Annotated in this window: 19 protein-coding genes; 4 read left to right on the top strand and 15 right to left on the bottom strand. The window is 67.1% G+C overall.

Annotated elements, in window-relative coordinates:
- From uvrA to RR928_RS18200, 11 genes are all read right to left on the bottom strand, one after another.
- The coding region (uvrA, locus tag RR928_RS18150; RefSeq protein WP_332683642.1) for an excinuclease ABC subunit UvrA at positions 1-5,961 on the bottom strand (5,961 nt) is incomplete at its 3' end.
- A 216-nt stretch (positions 5,962-6,177) separates the two neighbouring features.
- A complete protein-coding gene (locus RR928_RS18155) occupies positions 6,178-7,191 on the bottom strand; it encodes a porin (protein WP_332548341.1) in 1,014 nt (337 codons plus the stop codon).
- Between the two features lie 255 nt (positions 7,192-7,446).
- Positions 7,447-9,132: an MFS transporter gene (locus tag RR928_RS18160; RefSeq protein ID WP_332539310.1), complete on the bottom strand. Its 1,686-nt coding sequence runs from the start codon at positions 9,130-9,132 to the stop codon at positions 7,447-7,449.
- Positions 9,133-9,318: 186 nt separating this feature from the next.
- The gene (locus RR928_RS18165) at positions 9,319-9,963 is read right to left on the bottom strand and encodes a DsbA family protein (RefSeq protein WP_332539312.1); all 645 of its coding nucleotides are present in this window, start codon (positions 9,961-9,963) and stop codon (positions 9,319-9,321) included.
- Between the two features lie 207 nt (positions 9,964-10,170).
- Positions 10,171-10,443: a DUF1289 domain-containing protein gene (locus RR928_RS18170; RefSeq protein WP_442881537.1), complete on the bottom strand. Its 273-nt coding sequence runs from the start codon at positions 10,441-10,443 to the stop codon at positions 10,171-10,173.
- A 43-nt stretch (positions 10,444-10,486) separates the two neighbouring features.
- Positions 10,487-11,413: a hydroxymethylglutaryl-CoA lyase gene (locus RR928_RS18175; protein WP_332539314.1), complete on the bottom strand. Its 927-nt coding sequence runs from the start codon at positions 11,411-11,413 to the stop codon at positions 10,487-10,489.
- Positions 11,414-11,460: 47 nt separating this feature from the next.
- Entirely contained in the window at positions 11,461-12,381 is a 921-nt protein-coding gene (locus RR928_RS18180; protein ID WP_332539316.1) for a 2-hydroxyacid dehydrogenase, read from the bottom strand.
- 60 nt (positions 12,382-12,441) lie between these two features.
- A complete protein-coding gene (locus tag RR928_RS18185) occupies positions 12,442-14,454 on the bottom strand; it encodes an acetyl/propionyl/methylcrotonyl-CoA carboxylase subunit alpha (protein ID WP_332539318.1) in 2,013 nt (670 codons plus the stop codon).
- A gap of 63 nt (positions 14,455-14,517) precedes the next feature.
- Entirely contained in the window at positions 14,518-15,258 is a 741-nt protein-coding gene (locus RR928_RS18190; protein WP_332539319.1) for a DUF4126 domain-containing protein, read from the bottom strand.
- Between the two features lie 33 nt (positions 15,259-15,291).
- Positions 15,292-16,071, bottom strand: coding sequence for an enoyl-CoA hydratase/isomerase family protein (locus RR928_RS18195; RefSeq protein ID WP_332539321.1), 780 nt, complete (start codon positions 16,069-16,071; stop codon positions 15,292-15,294).
- A gap of 10 nt (positions 16,072-16,081) precedes the next feature.
- Positions 16,082-17,689, bottom strand: coding sequence for a carboxyl transferase domain-containing protein (locus RR928_RS18200; protein WP_332539322.1), 1,608 nt, complete (start codon positions 17,687-17,689; stop codon positions 16,082-16,084).
- A 93-nt stretch (positions 17,690-17,782) separates the two neighbouring features.
- Between RR928_RS18200 and RR928_RS18205 the strand changes: the two genes are divergently transcribed.
- The 3 genes from RR928_RS18205 (at position 17,783) to RR928_RS18215 (ending at position 21,459) form a co-directional block, all read left to right on the top strand.
- Positions 17,783-19,525: a Na+/H+ antiporter gene (locus RR928_RS18205; RefSeq protein WP_332539323.1), complete on the top strand. Its 1,743-nt coding sequence runs from the start codon at positions 17,783-17,785 to the stop codon at positions 19,523-19,525.
- Between the two features lie 99 nt (positions 19,526-19,624).
- The gene (locus RR928_RS18210) at positions 19,625-20,707 is read left to right on the top strand and encodes an AraC family transcriptional regulator (protein ID WP_332539324.1); all 1,083 of its coding nucleotides are present in this window, start codon (positions 19,625-19,627) and stop codon (positions 20,705-20,707) included.
- A gap of 65 nt (positions 20,708-20,772) precedes the next feature.
- Positions 20,773-21,459, top strand: a complete 687-nt coding sequence (locus RR928_RS18215; RefSeq protein ID WP_332539326.1) for a glutathione S-transferase family protein — start codon at positions 20,773-20,775, stop codon at positions 21,457-21,459.
- Between the two features lie 12 nt (positions 21,460-21,471).
- On the opposite strand, the gene RR928_RS18220 is transcribed toward RR928_RS18215, so the two are convergent.
- The 3 genes from RR928_RS18220 to RR928_RS18230 form a co-directional block, all read right to left on the bottom strand.
- Positions 21,472-22,137, bottom strand: a complete 666-nt coding sequence (locus RR928_RS18220) for an HAD family hydrolase (RefSeq protein ID WP_332548346.1) — start codon at positions 22,135-22,137, stop codon at positions 21,472-21,474.
- Between the two features lie 221 nt (positions 22,138-22,358).
- Entirely contained in the window at positions 22,359-22,769 is a 411-nt protein-coding gene (locus RR928_RS18225; protein WP_332683647.1) for a YchJ family protein, read from the bottom strand.
- Positions 22,769-23,431 (bottom strand): DUF4197 domain-containing protein, encoded by a 663-nt coding sequence (locus RR928_RS18230; RefSeq protein ID WP_332539332.1) that lies wholly within the window; start codon positions 23,429-23,431, stop codon positions 22,769-22,771. Before RR928_RS18230 ends, RR928_RS18225 begins: the two co-directional genes overlap by 1 nt.
- Positions 23,432-23,656: 225 nt before the next feature.
- Between RR928_RS18230 and RR928_RS18235 the strand changes: the two genes are divergently transcribed.
- On the top strand, positions 23,657-24,130 hold the full coding sequence (locus RR928_RS18235) for a DUF421 domain-containing protein (protein ID WP_332539329.1): 474 nt from the start codon (positions 23,657-23,659) through the stop codon (positions 24,128-24,130).
- A gap of 146 nt (positions 24,131-24,276) precedes the next feature.
- Here RR928_RS18235 and RR928_RS18240 read toward each other — a convergent pair.
- Positions 24,277-24,423, bottom strand: a 147-nt coding sequence (locus RR928_RS18240; protein WP_332548347.1) for an acyl-CoA dehydrogenase family protein, incomplete at its 5' end; no start/stop codon positions are given.

Consider the following 24,423-nt stretch of genomic DNA (forward strand, 5'->3'; position numbering starts at 1 on the left):
TGCGTCGGGCGCCGCTGCGTGGGCTTTCGCCGGCCCGCGCGCCAGCACCGGCGCAATCGCATTGCCGGTATGCGTGCGCTGCGCGACCAGATGCTCGGGCGTGCCCGCGGCAACGATGCGCCCGCCGCCATTGCCGCCTTCGGGGCCCAGGTCTATGACCCAGTCGGCTTCGGCGATCACGTCGAGATCGTGCTCGATGACGATCACCGAATGCCCGCCGTCGACGAGACGGTGCAGCACTTCGATCAGTTTTTCCACGTCGGCCATGTGCAGGCCCACCGTGGGCTCGTCGAGCACGTAAAGCGTATGCGGCGCCTTGTTGCCGCGGCGCGCAATGTCGTCGCGCACCTTGGTCAGCTCGGTCACCAGCTTGATGCGCTGGGCCTCGCCGCCGCTGAGCGTGGGCGAAGGCTGGCCCAGCGTGAGGTAGCCCAGGCCCACATCCTTGAGCAGCTGCAGCGGGTGGGCGATGGCCGGCATGCTGGCGAAGAAATCGACGGCTTCGTCGACTTCCATCTGCAGCACGTCGCCAATGCTCTTGCCGCGCCAGGTCACGGCCAGCGTTTCGGGATTGAAACGCGCGCCATGGCAGGTGTCGCAAGGCACCTTGACGTCGGGCAGGAAGCTCATCTCTATGGTGCGCAGGCCCTGGCCTTCGCAGGCCGGGCAGCGGCCTTCGCCGGTGTTGAACGAGAAGCGCCCCGGGCCGTAGCCGCGCGCGCGCGATTCCAGCGTATCGGCGAACAGCTTGCGAATCGTGTCCCAGAAACCGATATAGGTCGCGGGGCAGGAGCGCGGCGTCTTGCCTATGGGCGTCTGGTCGACTTCAAGCACGCGGTCTATGGTCTCGAAGCCGCGCAGTCCCGCGCAGCCGATCAGCGCGGGGGCCTTGCCCGCATCCATGGCTTCACGCCCGGCAAAGGTGCTGCGCTGGCCCACCCAGGCCGCGACATTGGTCCAGAGCACGTCGCGCGCCAGCGTCGACTTGCCCGAGCCGCTGACGCCCGTGATCGCCACCAGGCGCTTGAGCGGCACATGGGCGTCGACTTTCTGCAGGTTGTGCAGATCGGCGCCCAGCACCGTGAGCCAGCGCTGCGGGCCGCTGGCCGCGCGCTCGCGCGGCGCCACGGCCAGCGCCGCATTCGCGGCCGCGCTGTCGGCGACCAGGGCCGCGGCGGCATCGGCGGCGATCTGCTTCTTGGTGCGCTTCTTGGGCGCTTCGGCGCTTTCTTCCACGGCGGCCTGGGCCACCGGCGGCCAGACCACGGGCCGGCGCGGTTGGAATGGGTGGCGCATGGCGTGCAGCAGATAGCGGCCCGTGACCGAGTCCTCGGCGCGCATCACATCGGCCGGGCTGCCTTCGGCGACCAGCCGGCCGCCGCGCTTGCCCGCGCTCGGGCCTATGTCGATCACATGGTCGGCGCGGCGAATGGTGTCTTCGTCATGCTCGACCACGACCAGCGTATTGCCCTTCTCGCCAAGCTTGTGCAGCGCGTTGAGCAGGATGTGGTTGTCGCGCGCATGCAGGCCTATGGTGGGCTCATCGAGCACATAGCAAACGCCCTGCAGGTTGCTGCCCAGTTGGGCAGCGAGCCGTATGCGCTGCGCTTCGCCGCCGCTGAGCGTGGGCGCGCCGCGGTCCAGCGTCAGATAGCCCAGGCCCACCTCTTCGAGGAACTCGAGCCGGCCCAGGATTTCGGGCAGCAGGTCGCGCGCGATGCCGGCTTCGCGGCCGGTCAGCGTGAGCTGCTGCGCCCAGGTGCGCACATCGTTGACCGCGAGGCTGGCGATGTCGGTGATGCCCACGCCGTGAAAGCGCACGGCGCGCGCCGTGGCGTTGAGCCGCGTGCCCGCGCAGCAGGGACAGGTGACTTCGGCCAGGTCTTCGACTTCCTGGCCCTCGAACTTGACTTCGCGGCCGCGGTTGTCTTCGGCCATCAGGGTGTCGTCATAGACCTGGCGCTGGTCCTTGGTCAGCCTGACGCCCGTGCCCACGCAGTCGGGGCACCAGCCATGCTTGCTGTTGTACGAGAACAGCCGCGGATCGAGTTCGGCATAGCTGGTCGCGCAGATGGGGCAGGCGCGCTGCGTCGAATACGCCTGCAGCGTGCCCACGCCGGCCGTGCTCTGGCCGCCGGCCATGGCCGCGCCCAGGTTCTCTATGCCGCTGAGCACATGCAGCACGCCCTTGCCCAGCTCCAGCGCCTGGGTCAGGTAGCGGCGCAGCTCGGCTTCGTTGGCCGGCGAGACTTCGATGCTGGCCACGGGCAGATCGATGCTGTGTTCCTTGAAGCGGTCCAGGCGCGGAAAGCCCGTGGTCGGCAGGAATTCGCCATCGACGCGCAGATGCGTGTAGCCGCGCGGCCGCGCCCAGTCGGCGAGCTCGGTATAGACGCCCTTGCGGTTGACGACCAGCGGCGCAAGCAGGCCTATGTGCTGGCCGCGGAACTGCGTCATCAGCTGCGCGGCGATGCTGTCGGGCGTCTGCGGCTCGACGGCCGCGCCGTCATGGATGCAATGCTGGGTACCCAGCTTCACATACAGCAGGCGCAGGAAATGCCAGACTTCGGTGGTCGTGCCCACGGTGGACTTGCGCCCGCCGCGCGACAGCCGCTGCTCGATGGCCACGGTGGGAGGAATGCCGTACACCGCGTCGACTTCGGGCCGGCCCGCGGGCTGAACGATGGAGCGCGCATAGGCGTTGAGCGATTCGAGGTAGCGGCGCTGGCCTTCGTTGAACAGGATATCGAACGCCAGCGTCGACTTGCCCGAGCCGCTGACGCCCGTGACCACATTGAACTTGCCGCGCGGAATCTCCACCGACAGCTGCTTGAGGTTGTGCTCGCGCGCGTTGACGATCTCGATCACGTTCTTCGCGGGCAGCGCGGGCCGCGCCCGGGCCACGCGCGGATAGAGCATGGGCGCGACTTCGGTCACCAGCTGGCCGCCCACGCCCATTGCCAGGTCGTACTCGCGCAGCGCCTGGGCGGTGTGCGATGTGGGGTGCTGGCGCACGTCTTCGGGCGTGCCCTGGGCGACGATGAAGCCGCCGCCCTCGCCGCCTTCGGGCCCCAGGTCGATCAGCCAGTCGCTGGCGCGTATCACGTCGAGGTTGTGCTCGATGACGATCAGCGAGTGGCCGGCTTCGAGCAGCTTGCGCAGCGCGCGCATCAGCTTGGCGATGTCGTCGAAATGCAGGCCCGTGGTGGGCTCGTCGAACAGGAACAGCGTGCCCTTGCGCGCGATCGCCTGGCGCGACTTGGATGCGGTCTTCGCGGCTTCGGCGAGAAAGCCCGCAAGCTTGAGGCGCTGGGCCTCGCCGCCGCTGAGCGTGGGCACGGGCTGGCCCAGCTTCACGTATTCGAGACCGACTTCGACGATGGGCTGCAGCGCGCGCACCACGTCGCGGTCCTGGGCGAACAGCACGGCGGCTTCGCTCACCGTGAGTTCGAGCACATCGGCGACATTCAGCAGGCGCGGCTGCAATTCGCCCACCGCATGGCGCTCGATATGCACTTCGAGGATTTCGGGGCGGTAGCGCTTGCCGTCGCAGTCGGGGCAGCGCAGATAGACGTCGGACAGGAACTGCATCTCGACATGCTCGAAGCCCGAGCCGCCGCAGGTGGGGCAGCGGCCGTCGCCGCTGTTGAAGCTGAACTTGGACGCGGTGTAGCCGCGCTGGCGCGCCAGCGGCGCGACCGCGAACAGCTCGCGGATGCTGTCCCAGGCGCCGACATAGCTGGCCGGGTTGGAGCGCGCGGTCTTGCCTATGGGCGACTGATCGACGAACACCACGTCGCTCAGATGGTCCGCGCCCATGAGGCGATCAAACGCTCCCGCGGAGTCGGTGGGCTTGCCGAAATGGCGCAGCAGCGCGGGCGCGAGCACGTCCTGGATCAGCGTCGATTTGCCCGAGCCGCTGACGCCGGTCACGGTGACCAGGCGCTGCAGCGGGAAGTCGAGATCGAGGTGCTGCAGGTTGTGTTCGCGCGCGCCTTCGAGCACCAGCCGCGGCGTCGAGTCCGTCACCATGCGCTTGAAGCCAAAGCCCACCTGCTTGCGCCCGCCCATGTAGGCGCCGGTCAGCGTGTCGGCATGGCGCAGGTCTTCGGGCGTGCCGTCGAACACGATCTGGCCGCCGCGCGCGCCCGGGCCCGGCCCCATGTCGATCACGCGGTCGGCGGCAAACATCACGGCCGGGTCATGTTCGACCACGACCAGCGTATTGCCCGCGTCGCGCAGGCGCTGCATGGCTTCGGTGATGCGCTGCATGTCGCGCGGGTGCAGGCCTATGCTGGGCTCGTCGAGCACGAACAAGGTGTTGACCAGCGAGGTGCCCAGCGCCGTCGTCAGGTTGATGCGCTGCACTTCGCCGCCGCTGAGCGTGCGGCTTTGCCGGTCCAGCGTCAGATAGCCTATGCCGACATCGGCCAGGTATTTGAGCCGCGTATGGATTTCGGCGTGCAGCATCTTCAGCGCCTGGGCTTCGCCGTCCGAGGCCTGGGCCTGTTCGGTGGGTGCCAGCGTGGCGAAGAACTGCTGCAGCCGGTTGATCGACAGCCGCATCAGATCGTGCAGGCACAGGCCGGGCAAGGCTTCGAGCTGGGCCCGGCTCCAGGAAACGCCCGCGGGCATGAAGCGCTGCGCGGGCGGCAGCACGGCATCGGCGCCGGCCTTGGTGCCCAGGCGCCACAGTAGGCTTTCGGTCTTGAGGCGCGCTCCCAGGCAGGTGGGGCATTCGGTATAGCTGCGGTATTTGGACAAGAGCACGCGGATGTGCATCTTGTAGGCCTTGCTTTCGAGGTATTCGAAGAAGCGCTTGATGCCGTACCAGGTCTGGTTCCACTTGCCGTTCCAGTTCGGCGAGCCGTCAAGCACCCAGGCCTTCTGCTCGGCCGTCATCTTGGCCCAGGCGGTGTCGCGCGGAATGCCTTCGGCTTCGGCGTGGCGCATCAGGTCGTCCTGGATTTCCTTCCACGCGGGCGTCTGTATGGCCTTCACGGCGCCGGTGCGCAGCGTGAGCTTTGCATTGGGAATCACCAGCCCCCAGTCGACGCCGATCACGCGGCCGAAGCCGCGACAGGCCTCGCAGGCGCCGACGGCGGAATTGAACGAGAACAGCGACGGCATGGGCGCGGTATAGCCCAGGCCGCTTTCAGGGCAGTGCAGGCCCAGCGAATAGCGCCACAATTCGGGCTCGCCTTCCTCGGGCAGGCAATAGACCGTCATGTGGCCGCTGCCGCGCTTGAGCGCGACTTCGATGGCTTCCATGGCGCGCGCGCGTTCGGTGCGGCCCAGGCGGAAGCGGTCGGCGACCACATCGAGCATCTTCACGCGCGTGGGCGCGGCCTTCTTTGCCTTGCCCTTGGCGCCTTCGGCCACGGGCGCCGCGAGTTCGACGTCGCGCTCGGCCTGGACCTTGGTGAAGCCGCTGGCCGACAGCCATTGCTCCACTTCTTCGGCCGACGTATTGGCCGGCAGCTCGACCGCGAACGTGATCGCCAGCCGGGGATCGCCCGCGGCCGCACTGCGCTGCGCCAGCGCCGCGTAGATCGACTCCGCCGTGTCGTGCCGCACGGGCAGCGCCGTCACCTTGTCGTGCAGGTGGGCGGCGCGCGCGAACAGCAGCTTGAGGTGGTCGTTGAGCTCGGTCATCGTGCCCACCGTGGAGCGCGAATTGCGCACCGGGTTGGTCTGGTCGATGGCGATCGCGGGCGGCACGCCTTCGATGCGGTCGACAGCCGGCTTGTCCATGCGGTCGAGAAACTGCCGCGCATAGGCGCTGAACGTCTCGACATAGCGCCGCTGGCCTTCGGCATACAGGGTGTCGAACACCAGGCTCGACTTGCCCGATCCACTCGGGCCCGTGACCACCGTCAACTCGCCGGTGCGAATGTCGAGGTCGACGTTCTGGAGATTGTGCTGGCGCGCGCCGCGGATGCGGATCAGTCCCTGGGACATACAGGCAGTCTTTCTGAATGAAGGCGAACCATTCTAGGACTGGACCTGCGGATTGCGCCGCCTGTGGCGATAATGCCAGTCAATATTACTGTGTATTTATTCAGTGATTCTGCATATGTCGGCGCAGGCGCTGCGACAGGCATAAAAAAACCTCCCGGCACCGAAGCACCGGGAGGTTGAGGCTTTCAGACACTGGCCGCAGCCAGGCTCAGGCCATCAGAAGTTGTGGCGCACGCCCACGGCCAGCGAGCTGAAGTCGGCGCCCGCAGGGCCGCCTTGGTAGCTGATGTTCGAGCCGTTGTCGACCTTGGTGTAGAAGCCGTAGACCTTGGTGCGCTTGCTCAGGTTGTAGTTGTAGCCCAGGGTCCACTGGTTGGCAGCAGTGCCGCCCAGGGTGTTGCCACCGGCCTTGATCTTTTCCGCGCGGCCGAAGTTGGCGTGCAGTTCGGAAGCGCCCATGGCGTACATGGCGGCCAGGCGGTAGGCGTGGCGCTTGGCATCGGCGCTGGTGCCGTTGATGTTGTCCAGCGTCGTGTACTGGTAGTACGCGCCCAGCGTGAACGCGCCCAGGGCGTAGGAGCCGCGCAGTGCGACTTGCTGTGCCTCGCCGGCAAAGCTGCCGAACACGCCGGTCACAGCCTTGTTGCTGGTGTAGCCCAGGCCCAGGCCCAGGGGACCGGCGTTGTAGTTGGCCGACAGGTCGAAAGCGTTCTTCGCGCCTGGCGCCTTTTCGCTCAGCGAAACCGCGCCTTCGGCGCTGAAGCCGCCGAATGCGGGCGAGCGGTAGCCGATCTTGTTCACGTCGCGCATCACATACGAATACAGCACGTCGGCCGAGGTGCCGGTGTCGTGGTTGTGCATGCTGATGTAGTCGGCCGTGGCGTAGTACGAATCGGAGATGAAGTTGCCCAGACGCAGCGCACCGAAGCCGCCCGACAGGTTCACTTCGCTTTGACGACCGAAGAACTGCGAAGCCGCCACGCCGGTGTCGGAAGCAAAGCCGCTTTCGAGCTGGAAGCCGGCCTTGAGGCCGCCGCCCAGGTCTTCCGAACCACGAACACCCCAGCGCGAAGCATTGTTCTGCATGGCGGTGAGTTTGGCGTCGCCGACCTTCTGACGTTCCACCGTGGTGTTCACACGGCCGTAGATGGTGACGTTGCTTTGGGCCATGGCGGCCGAAGTGCCAGCGACGGCCAGAATGGCCAGCAATGCGCGTTGGGTGTTGTTCATTGGAGCTCCTTGATTTGTATGTTTCGACGCGGAGTAGACAGGGCGGCGGCGCGTTGCTGGCGCCCACTCCGGCTACCATGAAAATTCTAGAGTCACGAGGATGACGAAAGCCACAACCGACACGCTTTCGCTGCAAATTGATGCTTCCTCACCACACTTTTGCAGCAAGAGCGTGCGCAAAGTGCGGTCCTCAATGCAATGCGCGGCGACCAGGGCCGCCGCGCAGCGTTGCGCCGTCATTCAGCGCACAGGGGGTCAGTCACCCGCGTAGATGTCGATGTCCTTGGTTTCACGCACGAACAGCGTGCCGACGATCGCCGTCATGCCGGCGATGATGATCGGGTACCAGAGGCCGCTGTACATGTTGCCGGTCTGCGCCACGATGGCGAACGACATCGTGGGCAGCAGGCCGCCGAACCAGCCATTGCCGATGTGGTACGGCAGGCTCATCGAGGTATAGCGGATGCGCGTCGGGAACAGCTCGACCAGCATGGCGGCAATGGGACCGTAGACCATGGTCACCAGCAGCACCAGGTAGGTCAGGATCACGACCATCATCACCTTGTTCATCTTCTCGGGATCGGCCTTGGCGGGATAGCCGTCGGCCTTCAGCGTGTCGGCCACCGACTTCTTGAACGCCACGTCCTTGGCTTTGGCGTCTTCGGGCGTCAGGCCCTTGGCCGAGAAGCTCGGGATCTCGGTCGTGCCGATCTTGATCACCGCAGGCGTGCCGGCAGGCGCGTCGACGGCGTCATAGCTGACCGAAGCCGAAGCCAGCACCTGCTTGGCCACGTCGCACGAGCTGGTGAACTTCACGGTGCCCGTGGGGTTGAACTGGAACGAGCATTCGGCCGGGTCGGCAACGATCACCACCTTGTTCTTGAGCTGGGCGGCTGCCAGATCCGGGTTCGCGGCTTCGGTCAGCGCCTTGAACACCGGGAAGTAGGTCAGCACGGCCAGCACGCAGCCCAGCATGATGATGGGCTTGCGGCCGATCTTGTCCGACAGCGTGCCGAACACCACGAAGAATGGCGTGGCGATCAGCAGCGAGGCAGCGATCATCAGGTTGGCCGTGACGGCATCCACCTTGAGCTGCTGCGTCAGGAAGAACAGCGAATAGAACTGGCCCGTGTACCAAACCACGGCCTGGCCGGCCGTGAGGCCGAACAGCGCCAGCAGCACCACCTTGAGGTTCTTCCACTGGCCGAACGATTCCGCCAGCGGCGCCTTCGACGTCTTGCCTTCGGCCTTCATTTTCTGGAAGGCGGGCGACTCGGACAGCGTCATGCGGATCCAGACCGACACGCCCAGCAGCAGGATGGACACCAGGAAAGGAATGCGCCAGCCCCAGTCGGCAAATGCGGCTTCGCCCAGCGATGTGCGCACGCCCAGGATCACCAGCAGCGACAGGAACAGGCCCAGCGTCGCCGTGGTCTGGATCCATGAAGTGTAGGCACCGCGGCGGCCATGCGGCGCATGCTCGGCGACATAGGTCGCGGCACCGCCGTACTCACCACCCAGCGCCAGGCCTTGCAGCATGCGCAGGATGATCAGGATCACGGGAGCGGCCACACCGATGGAAGCGTAGGTGGGCAGGATGCCGACGATGAACGTCGACATGCCCATGATCAGGATGGTCACCAGGAAGGTGTACTTGCGCCCGATCATGTCGCCGAGCCGGCCGAACACCAGCGCGCCGAAAGGTCGCACGATGAAGCCCGCGGCAAATGCCAGCAGCGCGAAGATGAAGGCCGAGCCTTCGTCGAGTCCGCTGAAGAACTGCTTGGCGATGATGGCCGCCAGCGAACCGTAGAGGTAGAAGTCATACCACTCGAAAACCGTTCCGAGGGATGACGCAAAAATCACTTTGCGTTCTTCGGGTGTCATCGGGCGCGGTGCGACGCCCTTGACACCCACGCCGGGTGCAGCGTTGATGGCCATGCTGTTGTCTCCTGTTGGTTATTGGTACCGCCTGCAGCGGTCACCTCCATTCTTGGAGACGGTACTGACCCCTCTCTGACACCAAACCAACAGGAACTTGCATCAAACTGACGCCGCGCTGACATTCTCAGGTCCAACCCTTGGCCTGCATTTTGGGATGTGAAAAATCCGGGCCGGCAGGGCGTTTCAGGCTTTCAGGCCCGATGGCGTGCGCGCCAGCGCCTCCCAATGTTCTGCATCAAACCACGGCTCCTGCGCCAGATAGGCGCGCAGCATGGGCAGGCCGTCGAGTCCCCAGAAAACCTTGCCGTCGACTTCCCAGGCCGGCACGCCAAACACGCCGGCCGCGGCCGCGCCATCGGTGTTCGCGCGCAGCCAGTCCTTGGCACGCTGCGCGGCCTGCTCGTCGGTGCGCAGCTGCTCGCCAAGCTGCTGCTGCAATTGCGCCAGGCGCTGGGCGTCAAGCGCCGACTGACCGCCCTGCCAGACATGGCGCAGCACCGCGCCGGCCACATAGCGGTTGATGCTGCCGTCGTCGCTGCACTGCAGTGCCAGGCGCAGCAGCGGCAAGGGATTGAAAGGGTGTTCGGCCGGCATGTCCAGGCCCACGCCCAGCGATGCGCCCAGCCAGTGCACATGGCGGTAGGTCCAGGCGCGCTTGGCGGCAATGCCTGCGGGGCCGGGATTGCCGTCGCGCTGCAGCAGCGCGCCCAGCAGCACCGGCCGGTACTGGACCGTATAGCTCAGGCCTTCAAGCACTTCGGGCATGCGCTCGAAGGCCAGCCAGGCATAGGGGGAAACGAAATCGAGATGGAAGGTGATGTGTTTCATGCGCGGGAGCTCACTTTGAGGCCTGGCCGTTCATGCTTCGACAGGCTCAGCACGAACGGTTGGATATCGTTCGTGATACGTCAGGGGTTTCTGGGTGCACCCATAGTGCTCGGGCTCCTGCCGTTCGCCCTGAGTCCTGAGCCCTGAGCCCTGAGTCCTGAGCCTGTCGAAGGATCGAAGGATCGAAGGATCGAAGGGCCGGCATTTCTAATCAACGCCAGCCACCGCCGCTGCCGGATGCGCAACCCCGGCCCGCACCAGCAGCTGCGCCCAGATGGCACGCCGCTGCGCGGCATCGACCTTGCCCCAGGCGCGCAGCTCTTCCAGCGTGCGAAAGCACCCCTGGCAATGGCTGCGATCGGCGGTCATGCGGCAGACGCTGATGCAGGGCGAAGTGACCACGCCGTCGAAATCTTCGGCAAAGCCGCCTTCGGCCAGGACCAGCGCGGCGCGCTGCGCCAGCGCGACGGGAATGTCGATCACGGGCTTTTCGGCCACGGCCGGTGCCGCGACGACCGGAATGTCAGACAGCGTCACAGACAGTCGCCTCCCGCTTGGCCAGCAAGGCCTTGGCCACGCGCGACTGCGTGGGACGGCCGAGGAAATCGCTGATGTATTGGCCGGCGTCGATCAGTGCATCGAGATCGATGCCGGTTTCAATGCCCATGCCCTGCAGCATGTAGACCACGTCTTCGGTCGCGACATTGCCGGTCGCACCCTTGGCATAGGGGCAGCCGCCCAGGCCGGCAACCGAAGTGTCGAACTGCCAGACGCCCAGCTCGAGCGAAGCCAGCGTGTTGCTCAATGCCTGGCCATAGGTGTCGTGGAAATGTCCCGAGACATCGTCCAGCGCGAAATGCGCCAGCGTGGCCTCGATCGCGCGCTGCACCTTGATCGGCGTGCCCACGCCAATGGTGTCGGCCACGCCCACATGCTGCACGCCAATGCCTTTCATCAGGCCTGCGAGATAGCCCACGCGCTCGGGCGCGATCTCGCCTTCGTAGGGGCAGCCCACGGTGCACGACATGGCGCCGCGCACATAGATGCCGGCCGCGCGCGCGGCTTCGACCACAGGGGCAAAGCGATCGATGCTTTCGGCAATCGAGCAGTTGATGTTGCGCTGGCTGAAGGCCTCGCTGGCCGCGGCAAACACCACGATCTCGTCGGGACGGCTGGCCAGCGCCGACTCGAAGCCGCGCATGTTGGGCGTGAGCACCGAGTAGCGCACGCCGGGCTGGCGCGTGATGCCGGCCATGACTTCGGCGTTGTCGCCCATCTGCGGCACCCACTTGGGGCTCACGAAGCTCGTGACTTCGATTTCGCGCAGGCCGGCGGCCTGCAGGCGGTGCACGAGCTCGATCTTCACGGCCGCGGGCACGGTCTGCTTTTCGTTCTGCAGGCCGTCACGCGGGCCGACATCCACCAGTTTGACGCGAGAGGGATAGCGCATGGTATTCATTCCGTAGGGATAGTAGATTGTGCTGCGGGCGCAAGTTTTCAGTAGCCGCGGTGGCTTTCGACCACTCCGGTCAAAGGCTCGCCGCGCGCCAGCGCCTGCAGCTTGCCTATCATCTGCGCGAGGCTGTCCTCGCGCAGCGTGCGCGCCGACGCGTGCGGCGTGAGCTTGATGCGCGGATGGCGGCGGAACGCATGGTCCGCGGGCAGGGGCTCGGTGCGAAACACATCAAGCGTGGCGCCCGCCAGATGACCGGAATCGATCTGATCGATCAGGTCCTGCTCGACCAGGTGGTCGCCGCGCGCGACGTTGATCACATAGGCGCCCGGCAGCAGGCGCGAGAACGTGTCGGCGTTGAGGATGTCGCGCGTGTCGGGCGTCAGCGGCAGCAGGTTGACCAGCACCCGGCTCGCGCCGAGGAAGTCGCCGAAACCCTGGGCGCCGCTGTACGTGGTGATGCCTTCGAGTTCGCGCGGCGAACGGCTCCAGCCGTTGACCGGAAACTCGAAATGCGCGAGCGCCCGCGCCACGCGCTGGCCCAGCACGCCCAGGCCCATCACGCCGACGGGAAAGTCGCTGCGCCGGCGCGGCTTGCGAAAGCCCCATTCGCCGCGCGCCATGCCGGCTTCATAGGCATCGATTTCGCGGAAATGCCGGATCACGGCCTGGCACACATACTCGGCCATCTGCACCGCCATGCCAGCGTCCTCGATGCGCACCACGGCCGCGCCCGCAGGCAGCTTCAGCCGCAGCAGGCCGTCCACGCCGGCGCCCAGATTGAACATCGCCTTGAGGCCGGGCTGCTCGTCCATGAACTGCTGGGGCGGGGCCCAGACCAGCGCATAGTCGGCCTGCGGGTCGCCCGGCTGCCAGACCGAGACCTCGGCTTCGGGCAGGGCCGCGCGCAGGTCCTCGATCCAGGGACCGGGCTTGATATCAGTGCAGCAAAAAGTGATTTTCATGGGCGCCTAGCGTACCCCGGCTTGGGCGGCATGGCCGCCAAAAGCCCGGGATTCCTGCGTCTATGCGCGCGCCAGGCGCAGCAGCTCGGCGCCGTCGCCGATCTGATCGCCGGGCAGGTACAGCAGCTCTTCGACCAGGCCGTCGTGCGGCGCGGCAATGGTGTGCTCCATCTTCATGGCCTCCATCACCGCCAGCGCCTGTCCGGCCTTCACGCTGTCGCCCACCTGCACCGCAAACGACACCAGCTTGCCGGGCATAGGGGCCGTGAGGCGTCCGCCTTCGGTCTGCGCTTCGCCCGCATGGGCCAGCAGGTCGATGCCGGTCAGCGTCTGCGCGCCGCGCGGCGTGAACACATGGTATTGCTCGCCAAGCTGATGCACCTGGGCGCGCGTGCGCTGGCCGGCAAACTCCAGGTCGAGCCCGCCGTTGGCCGCGGAAAACACCAGCGGCGATTCCACGGCAGCCGCATCGCCCTGCGCGGGCAGCGCCAGCGACAGCACGCCGCCGGGCAGATAGCGCAGGCGCGCGTCCACGGTCTGGCCGCCGATCTGCCACGACCAGGGGCGCTCGGTCGTGCCGTGCGACTGCCAGCCATCGCGCCGGCTGAACGGGTCGGCGCCCTGCTGCGTCTGCTCCTGCAGCAGCGCGCTGGCGGTGGCCGCGGCCACGGCCAGCGGCAGGCCCACCGGGTCCTGATGGAACAGCACCGCCTTCTCGCGCTCTATCAGCGCCGTGTCCAGGCGCGCCTGGGCAAACGACGGCGAACGCAGCACATGGCGCAGGAACTGCACATTGGTTGCCAGGCCCACGATCTGCGTCTGCGCCAGCGCCGCGTCGAGGCGCGCCAGCGCCTGCTCGCGGTTGTCGCCGCGCACGATCAGCTTGGCGATCATCGAGTCGTAGAACGGGCTGATCGCATCGCCTTCGCGCACACCGTCGTCGATGCGCACATCGGCAATGCTGAAGCTGCTGGCGGCCGGCTTGCGGTAGACATGCAGCGTGCCGGTGGCGGGCAGGAACTGGTTGTCGGGGTTCTCGGCGCAGATGCGCGCCTCGATCGCATGGCCGATGATGCGCAGCTCGTCCTGGCGCTTGGGCAGGGGCTCGCCGCTGGCCACGCGCAGCTGCCACTCGACCAGGTCCTCGCCGGTGATGGCTTCGGTCACGGGATGCTCGACCTGCAGCCGGGTGTTCATCTCCATGAAGAAGAAGTCCATCGCGCCGCCGTCGCGCTGCTCGACAATGAATTCCACCGTGCCCGCGCCCACGTAGTTGACGGCGCGCGCCGCGGCCACGGCCGCCGCGCCCATCTGGCTGCGCAGCGCCTCGGTCATTCCCGGGGCCGGCGCCTCTTCCAGCACCTTCTGGTGGCGCCGCTGCACCGAGCAGTCGCGCTCGAACAGATAGACGTAGTTGCCCAGCGTGTCGCCGAACACCTGGATCTCGATATGCCGCGGGCGCTGCACGTATTTCTCGATCAGCACGGCGTCGTCGCCAAAGCTGTTGATGGCTTCGCGCTTGCAGCTGGCCAGCGCCGCGGCAAAGTCCGCGCTGCTGTCGACGGCGCGCATGCCCTTGCCGCCGCCGCCGGCGCTGGCCTTGATCAGCACCGGGTAGCCTATGCGATCGGCCTCGCGCTGCAGCTGCTCGGGGTCCTGGCCCGCGCCGTGGTAGCCCGGCACCAGCGGCACGCCGGCCTTTTCCATCAGCTGCTTGGAGCCGGCCTTGAGGCCCATCGATTGAATTGCCGAAGGCGGCGGGCCGATGAACACCAGGCCGGCGTCGGCGCAAGCCTGGGCGAACTCCTCGTTCTCGCTCAGAAAGCCGTAGCCGGGGTGCACGGCCTGGGCGCCCGTGGCCTGGGCCGCGGCCAGAATGCGCTCCCAGCGCAGATAGCTGTCCTTGGGCGCGCTGCCGCCGATGTGCACCGCCTCGTCGCAGGCCGCGACATGCTGCGAGCGCGCGTCGGCGTCGGAATACACGGCCACCGTGCGGATGCCCATGCGGCGCGCCGTGGCGGCAACGCGGCAGGCGATTTCGCCGCGATTGGCGATCAAGATCTTGCTGAACATACTGTCTCCTGACTATCGTTGTCTTGCCCCGTCGCCGCGGTCTGCGGCGCTGCGGGCCGGTTTCTATTGAAAGGGCGGCTGGGCGGCGGTGCCGCCGCCCAGCCAGCCACGTATCCTGCGCACGGCCGCGGCCAGAAAGCGCCAGAGCATCCAGGTCAGGACCCACAGCGCAATCAGCACCACCACCAGCACCACGGCAAACACTGCCGGGTTGGCCAGCGCCAGCCACAGCGCGCCCATGGCCGCGCCATCCTCGACCAGGCTTGCGCCGACATTGCTCAAGGGCTCGGGCGAGGTGTTGATCACGGCGCGCGTCGTGGTCTTGGCCGCCTGGCTGCTCAAGGCCAGCGTGCCGCCCATCAGCGCCGCGAAGGTGGCCATGGCAGCGCTGTCGGCGCCAAACACGCCGGCCGCCAGCGCCGCGCCCGCAGGCACGCGGATCACGCTGTGCAGCACGTCCCAGACCGAATCCACGCCGGGAATCTTGTCGGCAAAGAACTCGACGAACAGCAAGGTGCCGCTGCCCACGAGCAGCAGCGGATGCGCCAGCACGTCGAGCCCGCCGGGCAGCGCCATCATTCCGCTGGCGCCCAGCAGACCGACGGCAAACACCACCGCGTACAGCCTAAAGCCGCTGGCCCAGCCCAGGGCCGCGGCCAGCGCCAGCAGGCTGGGCAGGTCCATGCCGCCGGCCGCCTGGCCTATGCGATCGGCGGCCTCGCCCAGCGGCGCCAGCACCGCGGGGTCGGGGTGCAGGCCTATGCCGTGCAGCCACTGCACGATGCTGTTCCAGACGTTCTGCATATTGCGCTGTGCGTCAGGCGGCGCCGGCGGCGATCAGGCCAGCCACGAAGGCTTGCGCTTGGACAGGAAGGCCTGCACGCCCTCCTTGCCTTCGGCGCTCGCCCGGATGGTGGCAATGCCCTCGACCGTGGCCGCGACCAGGCCGGGCTCGATCTCGCGCCCGGCAACGTCGATCACCAGCTGCTTGCAGGCGCGCACCGCGGCCGGGCCGGCGCTCAGCAGGGGCTTGAGCAAGGCGGCCAGCGTGTCGTCGAGCGCGTCGGCGCCGGCCACTTCATGCACGAAGCCCATGCGCCGCGCCTCGGCGGCGTCGAAGCGCTCGCCCGTGAGGAAATAGCGGTGCGCGGCGCGCGCGCCCATGGCGCGTATCACGTAGGGGCTGATGGTCGCGGGAATCAGGCCGATCTTGACTTCGCTCAGGCAAAAGCCCGCGCTGTCGGCGGCCACCGCCATGTCGCAGGCCGCGACCAGGCCCATGCCGCCCGCGTAGACATCGCCCTGCACGCGCGCAATCGTCGGCTTGGGGCATTCATAGATCACGCGCAGCATCTCGGCGAGCTTGCCCGCGTCGTCGCGGTTCTCGTCGCGCGTGTAGTCGGCCATGCGGCGCATCCAGTTCAGGTCGGCGCCGGCGCAGAACGCCGGGCCTTCGGCCGCAAGCACCACGGCGCGCACATCGGCGCGTTCGCCCACGGTGAGAAACGCCTGGGTGATGTCGGCAATCGCGACATCGCTGAACGCGTTGCGGATCTCGGGCTGGGACAGCGTGATGCGGGCCACGCCCGCGTCATAGGCAATGTGAAGCGTAGACATGCGAACTCCTTTACATGCGGAACACGCCAAAGCGTGTGTCTTCGATGGGCGCATTGCGCGCGGCCGACAGGCCCAGCGCCAGCACGCGGCGCGTGTCGGCCGGGTCGATCACGCCATCGTCCCACAGCCGCGCCGTCGCGTAGTAGGGGTGGCCCTGGTCTTCGTACTGCTGGCGAATCGGCGCCTTGAACGCTTCCTCCTCGTCGGCGCTCCACTGGCCGCCGCGGCCTTCGATGCCGTCGCGCTTGACCGTGGCCAGCACGCTGGCGGCCTGCTCGCCGCCCATCACCGAGATGCGCGCGTTGGGCCACATCCAGAGGAAGCGCGGCGAGAACGCGCGCCCGCACATGCCGTAGTTGCCGGCGCCGAAGCTGCCGCCGATGATGATCGTGAACTTGGGCACGGCGGCCGTGGCCACGGCCGTGACCAGCTTGGCGCCGTGGCGCGCTATGCCCTCGTTCTCGTACTTGCGCCCGACCATGAAGCCGGTGATGTTCTGCAGGAACACCAGCGGAATCTTGCGCTGGCAGCACAGCTCGATGAAATGCGCGCCCTTGACGGCCGACTCGCTGAACAGAATGCCGTTGTTGGCAATGATGCCCACCTGCATGCCCTCGATGCGCGCGAAGCCGCAGACCAGCGTGCTGCCGAAGCGCGCCTTGAATTCGTCGAACTGGCTGTCGTCGACGACGCGGGCAATGATTTCGCGCACGTCAAACGGCTTGCGCGTGTCGACGGGAATCACGCCATAGAGTTCCTCGGCGGGAAAGCGCGGTGCCACGGGCGCGGCGTCGGCGGCATCGGGCTGCTTGCTGCGGTTGAGGTGCGAGACCGCGGTGCGCGCCAGCGCCAGCGCGTGCAGGTCGTTTTGCGCGAGGTGGTCGGCAACGCCCGACAGCCGCGTGTGCACGTCGCCGCCGCCCAGGTCCTCGGCGCTGACGACCTCGCCGGTCGCCGCCTTGACCAGCGGCGGGCCGCCCAGAAAGATCGTGCCCTGGTCCTTGACGATGATGGACTCGTCGCTCATTGCCGGCACATAGGCGCCGCCGGCCGTGCACGAGCCCATGACGACGGCGATCTGCGCAATGCCCTGGGCGCTGAGATTGGCCTGGTTGAAGAAGATGCGGCCGAAATGGTCGCGGTCGGGAAACACATCGTCCTGGTTGGGCAGGTTGGCGCCGCCCGAGTCGACGAGATAGATGCAGGGCAGGCGGTTCTGCGCCGCCACTTCCTGGGCGCGCAGATGCTTCTTCACCGTGATCGGGTAGTAGGTGCCGCCCTTCACGGTCGCGTCGTTGCAGACGATCATGCAGTCGATGCCGCTGACCCGGCCTATGCCGGCAATCAGGCCCGCGCCAGGCGCGGCGTTGTCGTACATGTTGAGCGCGGCCAGCGGCGCAAGCTCGAGAAACGGCGTGCCCGGGTCGAGCAGCTGCTGCACGCGGTCGCGCGGCAACAGCTTGCCGCGTGCCAGGTGCTTGGCGCGCGCGGCTTCGCCGCCGCCCGCAAACACCTTGTCGACCTGGCGGCGCAGGTCCTGCACCACGCTTTGCATCGCGGCCGCATTGGCCAGAAAATCCGCCGAGCGGGAGTTGAGTCGAGTGTCCAGAATGCCCATGGCCTGCCTTGTGTATGTTTTGCCCTAGCGGCAAACGTGGTTTTTATTTCCATTCAGCGGTCTGCAGCGTTTGCCGCTGAGGACAATGCCCGCATGCACACCGTTGAAACCGTCTTGCTGGTACTGATGCTCGGAGCCCTGACCGGCATCGCTGCCAGATATGTCCGCGCCATTCCTCTGCCCCTGATACAAATCGCGCTCGGCGCCCTGATTGCCTGGCCCCAGAAGGGCCTGCACATTGCCTTCGATCCCGAGCTGTTCCTGTTGCTGTTCATTCCACCGCTGCTGTTCTCCGACGGCGCGCGCATTCCCAAGCGTGAATTCTTCGCGCTCTACAAGCCGATCCTGAAGCTGGCGCTGGTGCTGGTACTGTTCACGGTACTCGGTCTGGGCTATCTGATCCACTGGATGATTCCCGCAATGCCGCTCACGGTGGCCTTTGCGCTGGCCGCCGTGATCTCGCCCACCGATGCCGTGGCGGTCTCGGCCATCACGCGCAACCTGGGCATGCCCGAGAAGACCATGCATGTGCTTGAAGGCGAGTCGCTGCTCAACGATGCCTCGGGCCTGGTGGCGCTCAAGTTCGCCGTGGCCGCGACGCTGACCGGCATGTTCTCCTGGGGCGATGTCGCCAAGGAATTCACCTGGATGGCCGTGGGCGGCCTGGGCGTGGGCGCGGCGCTGGGCTGGGGCTTCAGCTATGCGCGCAGCACCATCACGCGCCGCCTGGGCGATGTCGCCGCGACGCAGATGGTGTTGCTGCTGCTGCTGCTGCCGTTTGCCGCCTATATCGTCGGTGAAAAGATCGGTGTCTCGGGCATTCTGGCGGCCGTGGCCGCGGGCGTGGCGACCAACTTCGCCGACCTGGACCGCGGCAACTTCATCACCGAGCGCATGCAGAGCACTGCAACCTGGTCCATGGTCGAAGCCGCTTTCAACGGCGCGATCTTCCTGCTGCTGGGCCTGCAGCTGCCGTCCATCATCGGCAGCACGCTGTTTGCGGCCGGCGAAGACTGGTGGATTCTGGTCGGCTATGTGGTCGTGATCTCCACGGCCCTGCTGCTGATGCGCTGGGTCTGGCTGATGCTGGGCGTGCAGCGCAGCCTGCACCAGGCCCACCGCCTGGGCAAGATGGCCGAGAAGCCTTCGCGCCTGCTGACGCTGGCCACCACCGTTGCCGGCATTCGCGGCGCGGTGACGCTGGCCGGCGCGCTGTCCGTGCCGCTGTTGCTGCACAACGGTCAGCCGTTCCCGGCGCGCGACCTGCTGATCTTCCTGGCGACGGGCACCATCCTGTTCACGCTGGTGCTGGCCAGCATCGCCCTGCCCTGGATACTGCGCCACATGCCGCCGGCCGCCGAGCCCGAGACCGTGCGCGAAGAGCGGCTGGCACGCGTTGCCGCCAGCCAGGCCGCGCTCAACAGCCTGATGCTCAGCGACGAGCAGGCGCGCCAGCGCGACCCGGCCTGGCTGGCGCAGCGCCAGGAAGTCGTCGGCCACCTGACCCAGGAATACCGCAACCGGCTGAACCTGCTGGACGACAGCAGCACCTCGGCCTCCTCGGTCGAGGCGCAAAGCGAGACTCCGGAGCTGGTGATGCAGCGCAAGCTGCGCTACGTGATGGAAATGGACATGCGCATCCACTGCCTGCAGCGCGAACGCGAAGTGCTGTACGCCGAACGCCAGGCGCACCGCATCAACGACGAGTCGCTGCGCAGCCTGGTCAATGAACTCGATCTGTCCGAAGTGGCGCTGCGCAAGCGCCTGGCCGTGGCACGCCGCGCTGCCGGCCTGCCGCCGGCCGACGAGCACAGCACGGGCCATGCCACGCATTGAGCGACGGGGGACGGCGGGGGCAAGGCAGGGCATGGCTGTCAGCATACGGGTCTGCCCTGCGCCATTCAGGCCACAAAGGTTGCAATAATTGCCAGCACCATGTCCACACCGGTTCTCGTCCGCCCGCCCCAGCCGCTCGCCGCGCATGCCGCCGACGGCCACCCCGCGCTCACGCCCATGGCGTTTGTACAGGCAATCGTGCAGGCCTACGCCGACCGCGGCATGCCCGCCGACGGCGCGCTGAGCAAGGCACAAATTGCGCCACAGTCGGTGGCCGATGACAGCGCCCGCATCACCGCGATGCAGATGGAGGCGCTGTCCGACGCCGCGATGCGCGAACTCGACGACGAGGCCCTGGGCTGGTTCAGCCGCCGCCTGCCCTGGGGCAGCTACGGCATGCTGGCCCGCGCCTCTATCAGCAGCGGCTCCCTGGGCCTGGCGCTGGCGCGCTGGTGCCGCCACCACGGTCTGCTGGCCGACGACATCGCGTTGAACCTGCAGACCCAGGGCGACATCGCAGAACTGGTGATCACCGAACAGCGGCCGCTGGGCGCGATGCGCGAGTTCTGCCTGGTTTCGGTGCTGCGCAACATCCACGGCCTCGCAAGCTGGCTGATCGATGCGCGCCTGCCGCTGCTGCAGGCCTACTTTCCCTTCGCCCGACCCGCGCATGCCGATGTCTATCCGGTGCTGTTTCCCGTGGCCGAGCCCAGGGGCGTGGTGTTTGGCGCGGCCCAGGCGAGCCTGCGCTTCGACGCACGCCACCTGGCGCTGCCGCTGGCGCGCGACGAGGCCGCGTTGCAGCAGATGCTGCAGCGCGCCCTGCCCATACAGGTGCGCCCCTACCGGCGCGAGCGGCTGCTGGCCCAGCGCGTGCGCCGCCTGCTGATTGCCGACGCCCAATGCCTGCACACGGCCGTGACGCTGGCCGAGCTGCTGCACCTGTCGGCGCGCAGCCTGCACCGCCAGCTCAAGGAAGAAGGTACCTCGCTGCAGGCGCTCAAGGACACGGTGCGGCGCGAGCGCGCCCTGACCCTGCTGCACCGCACCAGCCAGCCGATCAAGCGCGTTGCGCTGGCCTGCGGCTTCGTCAGCGAGAAAAGCTTCATGCGCGCCTTCCGCCAATGGACCGGCGATACCCCGGCGCAATACCGGCGGCGCAGCACGGCCCTGCCCGACTGAGCAGACTGGCGCGATCCGCACCCTTTGCGGCGCGCCGCGTTCCCCGGCCCTGCCTAGACTGGCACATGCCCGATACTCCCGCCCCCTACCAATTGCACCACTGCGTGAGCGCGCGCTCGTTTCGCGCGCTGTGGACTCTCGAAGAGCTGCAGCAGCCCTACGAGTTGCTGATGCTGCCCTTTCCGCCGCGCGCGCTGGCACGCAGCTACCTGGAACTCAACCCGCTGGGCACGGTGCCGCTGCTGCGCCATGGCGCGGCGCGGCTCACGGAGTCGGCGGCCATCTGCGAATACCTGGCAGCGCTGCACCCGCAGCAAGCCCTGGCGGTGGGCGCGCAGGAAAGCGATTTCGCGGCCTATCTCAACTGGCTGCACATGAGCGACGCCACGCTGACGTTTCCGCAGACGCTGGTGCTGCGCTACACCCACTTCGAGCCGCCCGAGCGCCTGCAGCCCCAGGTGGCACAGGACTATGCGCGCTGGTTTCTCGCGCGGCTGCGCGCGGTCGAAGCCGCAGTGCAATCCCAGCAATGGCTTTGCGCCGGGCGCTTCACGGCCGCCGACGTGGCCGTGGGCTATGCGCTGATGCTGGCCGTGCACCTGGGCCTGGCGGCCCAATGGGGGCCGGCGACCCAGGCCTATTGGCAGCGGCTGCAGGCCAGGCCCGCGTTTGCGCGCGCGCTGGCTGCCGAACATGCCGCCGCGCTGGCACAGGGCGTGCCGACCACGCCTTCGCCGCTGCTGCGGCCCTGAAGGGCCAGGGCCTCAGGCCGCAAGCAGCGCGGGCAGCTCTGCCATGGAGCGCATGATGCGCGCCACGCCCGCGTCCTGCAGCATCTGCGGCGTCGCGAACAGCACGGGGTCGGGGCAGTAGCCCCAGACCGTCGCGCCGGCCGCCAGCCCCGCCTGAATGCCAGGCACCGAATCCTCGATCACCAGGCAGCGCTCGGGCGCGATGCCCAGCGCGGCCGCGGCCGCAAGATAGACATCGGGAAACGGCTTGGAGCGCGGCGTCTCGTGGCCGCTGAACACCCGGCCCGCGAAATACGGCGCCATGCCGACCTGGGTCAGCTGCATTTCCACCTTGAAGCGGTCGGCGCCCGAAGCCACGGCAATGCGCCCGTCAAGCTGCGCATGCACCGCCTGCACCGCAGCCAGCGCGCCGTCGATGGCCACCAGTTGCGCGCGCAGCTGGTCGTTGCGGCGCGCATAGAACGCCGCCATCCATTCATCGGTCAGCGGCCTGCCGGTGTGCGTCTCGATGCGCGCGGTCTCGCTGCGCACCGTGCGGCCTATGAAGGTGCGCATGCACTCCTCGGCCGAGATCGGCCAGCCCGATTCATTGAGCATGGTGCACAGCACCGTATTGGTAATGGTTTCGCTGTCGACCAGCACACCGTCACAGTCGAACAAGATCGCGTCAAATTGCATTGCTTGCGCCGGCAGGGCCGGCCTTCTTATGAAGATTCAAAATTCCCTACCATTCGTTCCAAGTGGACACCCTGGTGGCTGATTCGTGAGGACAGGTCCGTCACCCTTCGATCCTTCGACAGGCTCAGGATCAGGGCGAACGGGAAAACCGTTCGTGGTGAGCCTGTCGAACCATGAACGTCCTGCCCTAAAAAAAACCGCCCTACCCCTCCGACACCCGACTAGAACTGGTCCCCGTCCACATAAAACCAGCGCCCGCCTTCGCGCACGAACCGGCTGCGTTCATGCAGCCGCACCGCGCGCCCGGCAATCCGATAGCGCGCGACAAACTCGACTTCGGCGCGGTCCTCGCCCGTCACCTGGAAGTCCTTGACGCTCAGCCCCAGCCAGCGCGTGGCGGCATCGAACTCCAGCGTTGCCGGGCGCTGGCTCGCATGCCAGGTGGCCTGCAGATAGTCCGCGTTCTCGCGCACGAAGGCGCTGTAGCGCGAGCGCATCAGATGCTCGGCATCGGGCGCGGGCGTGGTGTCGAAATGCGCGATGAAACGCTCGCAGCAGGCGGCATAGGACAGCGGCCGCGCCTTGCCATCGACCCGCCCGCAGGGGCAGGCCGCAACCATTGCCTGGCCCATCAGCGCGCACCGAACACTTTCTGCAGCAGCGCGCTGCCCGTGCCCACGGGGTCCTTGCGGATCTTGCGTTCTTCCTCGCCAATCATCAGGAACAGGCCGTCCAGCGTCTTGCCCGTGACGTACTGCGACAGATCGGCATCCTGGGCGCTGATCAGGCCCAGGCCTGCGGCCTTGCCCGCGAACTGGTTGTACTGCTGCGCCAGGCCCACCTGGTCGGTCGCCTGCTTGACCACGGGCAGAAAGCGCGTGTTCAGCGGCGCGCGCGTCTTCTCGGCGAAGAAGGCCGTCACCGAGTTGTCGCCACCCGTCAGTATCTTCTTCGCATCGGTGACGCTCATGGTCTGCACCGCGTTGACCAGCAGGTCCTTGCCCATGGGCACGGCGGCTTCGGCCGCGCGGTTGATCGCGGTCTCGAGTTCGGTGATGCGCTTGCCCTGGCCAAAGCGCTTCATCAGCTTGGCCGCATCGTCGAGATAGCCCGGCAGCGGAATGCGCACCTGGGGATTGTTCAGAAACCCGTCGGGGCGGCCCAGCAGCGCCACGGCGGCCTCTGCTCCCTTGCTCAATGCCAGCTTGATGCCGCTGCTGGCATCGGCGGATGAGAGGTCGGCCAGCGACAGCGCCCGGGCCTGCTGCCAGGTGCCCAGCAGCAGTGCGCCCATTGCACCACCGCCCCACCGATGGCACTGGCGGCGCGTGATGGAAGAGGTGGAGGTCGGCGAAGTGTGCATGGTCGGAATTCCTTGAAAAAAGCGGGCGCCAGGCCTTGCGGCATGGCTGCGCCCACCGCCATTTTGCCTTCGACCACAGCACCCCTGTCGCCACGGCGGTCTGGACAAGCCGCGCGCCGGCCGGCACAGTGCGCCATGCAACCCTTGGAGTGCGACATGCTGGAGCTATCGGTACCGTGGTGGGAATTCGTTTTCCGGGGAGTGGTCGTCTACCTGTTCCTGCTGGTCTTCCTGCGCCTGACCGGCAAGCGCCAGACCGCGCAGTACGCGCCGTTTGACCTGATCCTGCTGCTGATCCTGTCGAATGCGGTGCAGAACGCGATGAACGCCGGCGACAACTCGCTGCTCGGCGGGCTGATTCTCGCGACCACGCTGCTGGTCTGCCACATGCTGCTGTCGCGCCTGGGCTATTACTTTCCGCAGCTGTCGCGCCTGATCGACGGCAAGGCCCAAGTGCTGGTCGACAAGGGCCAGGCCAACACGGCACTCATGCACCAGGAATTGATCACGCGCGAAGACCTCGACGCCGCGCTGCGCGCCAGCGGCTGCCTGCACCTGCACGAAGTCGAGCGCGCGACGCTGGAGACCGACGGCCATATCACCATCGTTTTAAAAAGAATCACCCCCTGAGCCGCTAAAGCGGCTTCCCCCTCTCAACCTTCGGTGGAGGGGGACGGCAGCCTCGGTGCGGGGCGGCCCTTCCTCGCTGCCCCCTTGCTGGGACACGCCAGTTTCATGAGCTGATTGGCTCGAGCGCCATGGGTTACAGACCAGCCTCAGGCCAGCGCGCGCTGGATGATGATCTTCTGCACGTCGCTCGTGCCTTCGTAGATCTGGCACACGCGCACATCGCGGTAGATGCGCTCCACGGGGAAGTCGCTGACCACGCCATAGCCGCCCAGCGTCTGGATCGCCGCGCTGCA

Source organism: Comamonas sp. (assembly GCF_036666375.1).
In the GTDB taxonomy this organism is placed as follows: Bacteria; Pseudomonadota; Gammaproteobacteria; order Burkholderiales; family Burkholderiaceae_C; genus Comamonas.

Coding starts and splice junctions, on each gene's coding strand:
- RR928_RS18175 (WP_332539314.1), bottom strand. CDS start 11,413: ATGCGCTATCCCTCTCGCGTCAAACTGGTGGATGTCGGCCCGCGTGAC.
- RR928_RS18155 (WP_332548341.1), bottom strand. CDS start 7,191: ATGAACAACACCCAACGCGCATTGCTGGCCATTCTGGCCGTCGCTGGC.
- RR928_RS18205 (WP_332539323.1), top strand. CDS start 17,783: ATGCACACCGTTGAAACCGTCTTGCTGGTACTGATGCTCGGAGCCCTG.
- RR928_RS18165 (WP_332539312.1), bottom strand. CDS start 9,963: ATGAAACACATCACCTTCCATCTCGATTTCGTTTCCCCCTATGCCTGG.
- RR928_RS18230 (WP_332539332.1), bottom strand. CDS start 23,431: ATGGGCGCACTGCTGCTGGGCACCTGGCAGCAGGCCCGGGCGCTGTCG.
- RR928_RS18210 (WP_332539324.1), top strand. CDS start 19,625: ATGTCCACACCGGTTCTCGTCCGCCCGCCCCAGCCGCTCGCCGCGCAT.
- RR928_RS18220 (WP_332548346.1), bottom strand. CDS start 22,137: ATGCAATTTGACGCGATCTTGTTCGACTGTGACGGTGTGCTGGTCGAC.
- RR928_RS18195 (WP_332539321.1), bottom strand. CDS start 16,071: ATGTCTACGCTTCACATTGCCTATGACGCGGGCGTGGCCCGCATCACG.
- RR928_RS18160 (WP_332539310.1), bottom strand. CDS start 9,132: ATGGCCATCAACGCTGCACCCGGCGTGGGTGTCAAGGGCGTCGCACCG.
- RR928_RS18190 (WP_332539319.1), bottom strand. CDS start 15,258: ATGCAGAACGTCTGGAACAGCATCGTGCAGTGGCTGCACGGCATAGGC.
- RR928_RS18185 (WP_332539318.1), bottom strand. CDS start 14,454: ATGTTCAGCAAGATCTTGATCGCCAATCGCGGCGAAATCGCCTGCCGC.
- RR928_RS18180 (WP_332539316.1), bottom strand. CDS start 12,381: ATGAAAATCACTTTTTGCTGCACTGATATCAAGCCCGGTCCCTGGATC.
- RR928_RS18215 (WP_332539326.1), top strand. CDS start 20,773: ATGCCCGATACTCCCGCCCCCTACCAATTGCACCACTGCGTGAGCGCG.
- RR928_RS18225 (WP_332683647.1), bottom strand. CDS start 22,769: ATGGGCCAGGCAATGGTTGCGGCCTGCCCCTGCGGGCGGGTCGATGGC.
- RR928_RS18200 (WP_332539322.1), bottom strand. CDS start 17,689: ATGGGCATTCTGGACACTCGACTCAACTCCCGCTCGGCGGATTTTCTG.
- RR928_RS18235 (WP_332539329.1), top strand. CDS start 23,657: ATGCTGGAGCTATCGGTACCGTGGTGGGAATTCGTTTTCCGGGGAGTG.